Origin of the sequence: Bradyrhizobium sp. HKCCYLS2038, assembly GCF_051167655.1 — a bacterium.
GTDB lineage: Bacteria > Pseudomonadota > Alphaproteobacteria > Rhizobiales > Xanthobacteraceae > Bradyrhizobium.
On record NZ_JBNPTM010000001.1, the window covers coordinates 2,080,108 to 2,087,017 of the forward strand.

Genomic DNA, 6,910 nt, shown 5'->3' on the forward strand with positions numbered 1-6,910 from the left:
TAGCATCAACGGAGTTGTCAATCCGAAGGAGAACGTAGCTATCCCGGCTTCGCTTGCGTTCGCGGCGTGACATGAATCGTCGTCCGCCAACCCGCAATTGGCAATCCGCCCGCCGAGAAAAATCCGGGATCGCGTAGTTAGCTTCCCATCAGACCATCAGAACGACGCGCCGTCGAGCGGGACGATCCTGCCGTCGAGGCGGTACAGCCGCGACCGCGTGCGGCACCACTGGTAGTCGCGATCGATCCAGACGACGGGCGACGTCGTAACCCGCTCGCCATCGCGCTTGTGGGGGTGGCCGTAGACATCGCCGCAGATCACGTAGCAGCGCTCACCATTCGGCTGGATCGACACCGCGGCTTCCCAGCCGTCGAGCACCGGCGCCCTCGCGAGCTCGTCCTGCTGCGGCTGATCGCCGGCAAGGTATGACTCGAAATCAGCCCTCAACTGCTTCTCTGCGATCGACATCAGTGCCTCGGAGCCATCTGATCGCGGACCTCGAGGGTCGCGATGACGAGCCTCTGGAGCTTGCGCAGCGAGAACTTCTCCCGCGCCCATGCCTTCGCGATCACTTCGAGCTCGTCGCCGGCGAGCGGCGCGTCGTGCTGGTGGTCTTCCTCGCGCGCGAGATCGCGCATCACCTGCGCCGCCAGCGCGGGCAGGTGCGCCAGCGTCGGCGCCGGCACGCGTAGGATCCGGAATCGATCGAGCAGCGGGCCGGGGAGACCCTCGGTCGAGTTGGCCGTGGCGATGAACGAGACCCAGCCGAGATCGAGCTCGCAGTCGAGCGCATTCTCGCGGTAGCGCGACGATGTCTCGCGTTCCAGGAACGGTACCAGGGCGTCCCACAGGCGCCCGTTGTAGCTGCCGCTGCCGGCCTTCTCGATCTCGTCGATCAGCACCATCGGGTTTGCCGTCCGCGACGACAGCACGGCACGCGCCGGCACCGACGGCTGCGCGGTGCTCCACGTTTTCGACGAACCGCCGAAGGTCCCATCTAGGCATGCCGCCGCGTCCTGGCGGTGGACGCTCAGGCCCAGGGCCTCGGCGACGCGCCGTGCAAGCCGCGACTTCCCGCCGCCGGGCGGACCGACCAGGATCGAAAGCGTCAGCCGCACCGCGCGGCCGTCGGCGACGCCGCGCAGCAGCGTATCCACAACGTGCGTCGCGTGCGGGAATTCACGGTGCAGCATGGTGCGCACGCCGGCGACGTCCTTGCAGATGATGAGCGGCAACGGCTCACCGACTAGCTTCTTCCACGCCGGCGGCAGCTTTTCGTCGGCCGGCTCGTTTGGCATGACGACGACATGGTTCGCCGGCGGCTCGCGGCGCGTAGGCTTGATTGGCGTGTGCATGAACGACGACAACGGCCGCAGCGCCTCGGTGGCCACAGGACTGCCGTCGATGACCAGTTTGGCGATCGCGAACATCGAAACTTTCTGGTCGGCAAGCTTTCCCTCCGCGCCCGCCCACCAGACCTTGAGGATTTCGCGCTGCTTGTCGCTGCCGAGCACGGCAGCGAGGCGCGCCAGGGGCGGCATCACGCGCACGAACGAGCCCGGCAACGACGGCCGGACCTGCAACATCTGCCAGGCGACGGCAAGATGGCCGGCGGCGATGTCGAGCAGGCGGTCGACGATCGTGTCGATGGCCACCTTCATATGCGGATGGTCATCGCTGGCGTGGTTCTGCGCCCGCAGCACTACAGAGCCGAGGTACTCGTCGCCGGGGTGACGCCTGTTCGTCTCCCGGACGAGCCACGTGAAAGCGAACTCCCAGTTCCGCGCGTGCAACAGCTTCAGGGGAGTAAGCGCGGCCTCGGTCATGGTGTCGTCATCCTTCTTCGGCGGCGGCGCCGACTCCAGCCGGTCCTCTGACAGCAGCGTCAAGACGTCTTCGAGGGTCTTGCGCGCGTCGTCCGAATCCTTGCTCATGTCCGCCTCGCCGTGCCAAATTGCCAACATTGGACGTGAATGTTCGACATTGTACGCACATATCACCCCGCCGAGAGCAAGGATTCGATGCAGCCATGGTTAGCCCTTTGCCAAGGAAGAAGGTGGTACCCCGCAAGCGAGGCCCGAAGCCGAAGGGCGCCGACGAGATCAAGATGAACCGCCTCACGCTGCGGGTTCACGATGACCTGTTGGAGCTCCTCCAGCTCCGCTCCGGAGAGGCCTCGCGGTCCCGGTCGTCGTTCGTCGAGACGCTGCTCGTCGCATGGCTGCGGGCGGACCCGCGCAACCCCAAAGTGGCCCGCAACGGCAAAATCGACCGCGATGCCCCCGAGCCGCGCGCCGTCAGGACCGCGGACCCGGTGCGCTTCGCCGAGCGCTGGACGCGCTACGCGCAAGCTCACGAAATCGTGATGGGCCACCCTCCGCCCCGCGAATACCTGGACGATCTCGACGCATATTGGCCGACGGGCGCGGAGCACCCTGACGACTACGACGAGCAGGAGGAGGACATCGAGGAGCGGCCTGCGCCTCGGAAGCGATGATACAAGTTTCGGATGTTACAAGATTCGGAATCTCGATTATCAGAATAATCAATGACTTAGGTTTTTGAACAATGTTCGCCTTTGTTGGACGCGTCGGATGACAATTCGACTCTCGAATTCTCACATTTCGAGTCTCGAATTGTCGTCTGGCTCAAGTTGCCACCATACCAGTTCGCATAAAAATCATGCTTCGCACGATGTGATGGCAACTCGATCCACAGGCTGTGCAAAGGATTGGAAATACTTGCGAATCCTTGCTTGCGGTCCGCCGGCTGGCGTGCATCAATCCGTGTTCCATGGTGCATTCAGACACAGCGCAGAAAACAGAGCGACCGGGCCGACGTGGCCGCGGCAGCAAGCCTTCGCGCACGCGCTCAATGTCCGAGTTCTCCGACGGCTACAGCCAGGCGGCCTGGGCCCGCTCCGACAAGCGCGTGGCCGACAGAGCCCGCCGCGAGCGCAAGCGCGAGGAAGAGCGTCTAGACGGCATGTTCGAGCGCCGCAGGGCCGAGACCGACGCCGCCTACGAGGCCTGCCTGCCAGGCGGGAATCCTACGGACGAGCAGCGGGCCCTGGTCCGGAAGGCCGATGACGCCGTTTTCTTCCTGCAGCGCCACCTCGAGCGGAATGCGCAGCAGCCCGCGGCTTCAGATCGTATCAAGAACGGCTACCTGTTCGCTGGCGGCATCGTCGGCGGAAAATACTGGCAGAAGGCCTTCGTTGAGCGCGGACTGCGCTCCTGGTGGCACCCATTCCTGCAGCGCTTCATTGCTTCCTGCGGTAGGGCCTCGAAGGGCGACCTACGCACAGGGCCGACTAAGGACAGCTGCGAGGTGCAGTGGTCGAAGCTGCACGGTCTCGATCAGCCGTATGGATTCTTCTGCGACAACTGCAAGGATATGTTCCGGCTGGACGTCGACCGCTCGTTCGACTCCGAGGACGCGCTGCGCGCCTGGATCGCCTGGGTCGTCAAGGAATTCGACCTGCCGTGCGCGCCGCACGTCGCCTCATGGATCGTCGACGACCGCTACCCGGGAATGGTCATCAATCCGCAGCTGTGGATCCTGCTCCCGGAAGGCCACGCCGTCTGGAACGACAAAAACCAGCACCGGATGCTCGGTCAGATCGCCGCCGCGCTCACCAAGGCGTTCGGGGCGGATCCCGGAGGCCTCGCGTTCCTCCACCACGGCAAGAACCCGATCTCGCCCCACTGCGGCGTCGCCATCATCCAGGACACGCACATGCCGACTCTGTCGGAGTGGGCCGAGTCCTTGGACCTGACCTGGGATCCGGTGCGGATGGCCCGCGAGCTCATGCGCGACCGCCTCGCCGACGCGGGCTTCGACGCCTCGGACTCGAACACCTACTTCACATACGTCTCCAAGGCCTGCCGTGAGGCGGCGAAGATGCTCTTCAAGCAGGGCTTCGACATCTCCGACCCGGTGGCGTTCACCCAGGCCATCGCCAAGATCGCCGAAACCGCCGCGGCCGAGGAGATCGCACCGGCCGGACTGAAGGCCCGCCAGGCCGTCGACAAGCTCGTCGAGTGCTGCAGCCGCTGGGCCGCGCACAACTTCGACCCCGCCAAGATGGACAAGGGCGGCCGCGATCGCGGTGCCGCTTCTCACCTGATGCGGGACGGCGACGACGTGGCGACGCGGGAGCGCAAGGGCCAGGCCTACAGCGCCAACGTCCGCGTCGAGGCGACCCGAGCAGAGATCGTCAGGGCCATCCGGGCGGAGATGCGCGCGGGCAGGGAGCCGACCATTGCCTCCATCGCCAGGGCTACCGGGAGGGCCTACAACACGATCAAGGCGCACCTTTTCACGTGCTACGTGACCGTGATCGCTTCGGATGCAATCCAGGATCTGGTTAAGGGGGTAAACAACCTTCCGGCAGCAGGCAGACCATCCCAGGCCATCCTCGAGACCTCCCTGCGGTCATCCCAGATGCCGCAGGCGTGGACGACACCGGCCCTCGACGACCACTTCAGGCGTCAGGCTCTCATCGCAGCGCAGAGTCAGCGTCGAAACCACGGTCGAGGACCATCCGACGCGTCCCTGTCGACTCCGGGCAAGGCCACCCTCGACTTCCTCGCCTCCGGCGTCCGCAGTTTCCATCGCTCCGCTGTGCCGGTCCTCCGCGCCGCCTGAGCCCGGCAACACCATCCCACTTCATCCTCATCCGCGTAGCGCCCGTCGCCCCTGTGCTCCGCCACGGTTGTCGCTTGCGCATCCATGGGTAGACTCCTGCGCAGCAGCCGGTCATCCCCGGCATGGACGAGGAGGACTCACATCATGGCGAAGCCGAAGCGGTCGCGCAGGCTGACCCTGGACGACATCGACAGGATCGTCAGCGAGATCGATGACGAGCGTCGACAGGAACATAGTAGGTCGTCGGACCGGCCGGACTCTGTGTTCCTCAGGAACGTCAACAGGCCGAGCGTCGACGTGCGCCGTGCGAAGGGTCGGCTCCGGACGGCTGCATGGCGCAGCAGGATGGATCAGGCCCGCGTCCCGGACACGAACACGTTCGGCCGGGCGCTCGTCTACGCCCTGGTCACGTCATCCATGGATCAGCTGACGGAGCTCGACAGGTCGATCGTCGGCCGGGCTCTGCTGGACCTGCGGAGTCGTGGCTACGACGTGGTCGCCCAGAACAAGGCGCTGCGTCGACTCCGCAACAGGCTTGTCGACCCGGCTGACAGGCAGGGTGAGCCCGACTATCCGGGAGCGCCGGCGACGTCCGCCGCGGCGAAGGCCATCCCGTTCTGATAGTTCGTCGTTGACGCTTGCGGCGCGAACCGTACTCTACTCAGATCAGATAATGCTGGTCATGCGCTCGCTACCAGAACGGTCCGCCCGGCGGAGACGAAGATGAGAGCAATTTTACTGGATCCAATCAGGCAGACAATTGAAGTCGCTGATGTCGGCAGTGAGGCGCGAGCGATACGCGGACTACTTTCTGCACAGCTTCATCTGAAAGCCATCTTTCCAAATGGCGATCGGCTTCTGTCTGCTAGTGACCTCAATGGAGCATTCTCCATCGGTGGCTCGAAGCCGATGACCGGTGCCGCAGTATTAGTCGGCCGCCGATTGCCATTCGGCGAATATGCTCCAGCACGAACTTCACTGCAAGACGTAAGGGCTCTGGTGCGTTGGTCGCAGCCTGAGCTGCGCGATCCGGCGTAGATCGTAAGACTGCTCGAGGAAGACAGAGCGGTAGTCGAGGCAGCGATAAGCTGACCCAAACCGAGTACGTTCTTAGTTGTTAGCAGTTAGTTAGTGTTCCGCCGGGCGCCGCCCGTCGTAACGGCGCGCGCCGATCTCCGCGAACGCGTCGACTTCGAAGTCGTGGCGCGCGGGGACCACCACCCGCAGCCGGCCCCACAAGGTCCCCCTGAGTCAGATGGACGTTCTTCCGGGACGGACCGCCGGCATGCCCTTGGCATGCCTCCTTGCAGCGGGCCGCCTGCACGTCGCCGCACCCGTAGAGTCCGCCGCGCGAGCCGCAGAGCTCGCAGACGCAGATGCTGCGCGCCCTGGCCAGGTCCACAGCGGCCCAGACGGTCGCCTCGCTCTCGGCCGACAGGCGTCCGCCCCAGACCGCGCGCAGCTCGCCCTTCCTGCGCCGGATGGTCTCGAAGCGGAAGTCTCGCCCAGCTCGAGGGAGGCGCCGATCCGGACGTGCAGCCGACCACCCTTCAGCACCAGCCCGGACCGCGGTTCGGGAGTCCGGTCCGCTGAGCTCCCGAAGAACTTCGGCAGCGCGGACACCAGTTCGGTTTGCCAATCCCTCTAGACGCAGCACGCCACTCAGCGGCACGGCCGCTTCCTCAGGGAAACCGCAGCCTCCCGCGATGGCGAGTTATTCTCCGGCAAATTCGGAGACGGCGCAACAGCGTATGCCGCCAGTTGCGATGCCGAACGCTTCTACAATGGGGCTAATAAAAAGTCGCATCAGTCGAACCAGAACGGCTTATTCCGGATGGATCGTCACGATCGATCCCTCGGAGATCAGTTTCGCAGGGCGTCTCGACGACATATGCTGGTTCAGACAGCACAGCGCACCGAAGCCAGAAACCCGGGAATGCGAGTCTTTCTGGCGATGTGAGCGCTCACCAACGTTGGCGATCTACCCTTAATGCCGAGGGCATGATCGCCGGACCGGAAACGAAGCGAGGCGTTGGTGTTCGCCAAACTCTTGAAAAGTGTGCTGAACCCGTGACCTTGCCCCCAAGTTTTATCCAGGTCTCAGTTCGTTCGGGCGGTTGGATTTGCCCATCCGGGCGGTGGTAGCGGCGGGGGCTGGCGCGGAGCTCTCGACATAGCGCAGCGCCAGATCCCGACGCGGATTGCAGGTTGCGGCGAACTCGGACGGCGTTTTCCACCCGAGCTGCGAGTGTGGTCGTTC

6 protein-coding genes and 1 pseudogene are annotated in these 6,910 nt (G+C 64.6%); 4 read left to right on the forward strand and 3 right to left on the reverse strand.

All coding sequences use genetic code 11. The features are described from left to right. Window positions 1–156: 156 nt before the first annotated feature. Together ACQR1I_RS09230 and ACQR1I_RS09235 are read right to left on the reverse strand one after the other, a co-directional pair. On the reverse strand, window positions 157–468 hold the full coding sequence (locus ACQR1I_RS09230; RefSeq protein ID WP_434871211.1) for a DUF6634 family protein: 312 nt from the start codon (window positions 466–468) through the stop codon (window positions 157–159). Continuing rightward, on the reverse strand, window positions 468–1,934 hold the full coding sequence (locus ACQR1I_RS09235) for an AAA family ATPase (protein WP_434871210.1): 1,467 nt from the start codon (window positions 1,932–1,934) through the stop codon (window positions 468–470). Before ACQR1I_RS09235 ends, ACQR1I_RS09230 begins: the two co-directional genes overlap by 1 nt. A gap of 173 nt (window positions 1,935–2,107) precedes the next feature. On the opposite strand from ACQR1I_RS09235, the gene ACQR1I_RS09240 reads away from it, so the two are divergent. The 4 genes from ACQR1I_RS09240 to ACQR1I_RS09255 all read left to right on the forward strand — a co-directional run bounded on the left by ACQR1I_RS09240 (window position 2,108) and on the right by ACQR1I_RS09255 (window position 5,688). Beyond that, a complete protein-coding gene (locus ACQR1I_RS09240) occupies window positions 2,108–2,497 on the forward strand; it encodes a hypothetical protein (RefSeq protein ID WP_434871209.1) in 390 nt (129 codons plus the stop codon). Between the two features lie 377 nt (window positions 2,498–2,874). After that, window positions 2,875–4,650, forward strand: a complete 1,776-nt coding sequence (locus tag ACQR1I_RS09245) for a hypothetical protein (RefSeq protein WP_434871208.1) — start codon at window positions 2,875–2,877, stop codon at window positions 4,648–4,650. Window positions 4,651–4,794: 144 nt separating this feature from the next. Beyond that, window positions 4,795–5,271 (forward strand): hypothetical protein, encoded by a 477-nt coding sequence (locus ACQR1I_RS09250; RefSeq protein WP_434871207.1) that lies wholly within the window; start codon window positions 4,795–4,797, stop codon window positions 5,269–5,271. Between the two features lie 102 nt (window positions 5,272–5,373). Next, a complete protein-coding gene (locus ACQR1I_RS09255; protein ID WP_434871206.1) occupies window positions 5,374–5,688 on the forward strand; it encodes a hypothetical protein in 315 nt (104 codons plus the stop codon). A 1,051-nt stretch (window positions 5,689–6,739) separates the two neighbouring features. Here the strand turns inward: ACQR1I_RS09255 and ACQR1I_RS09260 are convergent. After that, a pseudogene (locus tag ACQR1I_RS09260) lies at window positions 6,740–6,910 on the reverse strand (IS3 family transposase); the annotation flags it as partial.